Annotated in this window: 2 protein-coding genes; one reads left to right on the forward strand and one right to left on the reverse strand. The window is 34.4% G+C overall.

Features of this window, described 5'->3' with window-relative positions; genetic code table 11:
- Positions 1 to 225 (reverse strand): metal-sensing transcriptional repressor (locus tag JI665_RS28185; protein WP_206846289.1); only part of this gene is annotated, 225 nt, incomplete at its 3' end.
- Positions 226 to 597: 372 nt separating this feature from the next.
- Here JI665_RS28185 and JI665_RS28190 point away from each other — a divergent pair.
- The coding region (locus JI665_RS28190) for a prolipoprotein diacylglyceryl transferase family protein (protein ID WP_206846291.1) at positions 598 to 783 on the forward strand (186 nt) is incomplete at its 3' end.

Raw genomic sequence — 783 nt, forward strand, 5'->3', positions numbered from 1 at the left:
ATCATCTCCCTCTTTAACCGCCTCAACCACACAGCCTTCCAAATGATCTTTTAAAATTACTTTTCCGCAGCTGTTAAGGGCTGAACGGATAGCTGCAATTTGGATCATTAAGTCTCCACAGTCCCGCCCACTGGCAGCCATTTCCTTAACAGAACGTACGTGTCCCTCAATTTTCGCTAATCGATTCACAACATTCTTTCTCTGCTTGTGATGATCATATTTCATCTTATCACCTCAAAACAAGTATAACCCCCCAGGGGGGATAAATAAAGTATATAAATTCTAAATTTTCAATTATCTTAATGTTCTAAGGTGTTTTTCATCAGGATTGCTATAAGGAGCCGTTCATTTTGTATTTCGCTTTCGATTCAAATTTGTTTTTAAAGATATAAGTTGAAATCTGTACAGAAGAAAGGGACTAGGCCTATATAGAATGGGATTATGTTTGTATGAGGTTTTAAAATTAAATAAATTTATTAAAAATTTGAAGCTTTGTTTGTTACAGATTTTTATTAAATAATTTATCATTTGTGCATATTTTCTCGATATTTGCTAGTTAAACTGCTAATTACAATAAAAAGAAGAGGTGATAACCCAATGGAAAAAATTGAGGCAATTGATCGCATAGCCTTTGAACTTGGACCGATTACTGTCTATTGGTATGGACTAATAATTGGAACAGGCTTGTTTTTAGGATGGCTTCTTGCGACAAGAGAATCAAGAAAACTTGGACTTGATAAAGATATTTTTGCGGATTTATTACTTTGGGCGATTCCAATATCC

Source organism: Bacillus sp. NTK034 (assembly GCF_017303275.1).
Classification (GTDB): Bacteria; Bacillota; Bacilli; order Bacillales; family Cytobacillaceae; genus Cytobacillus.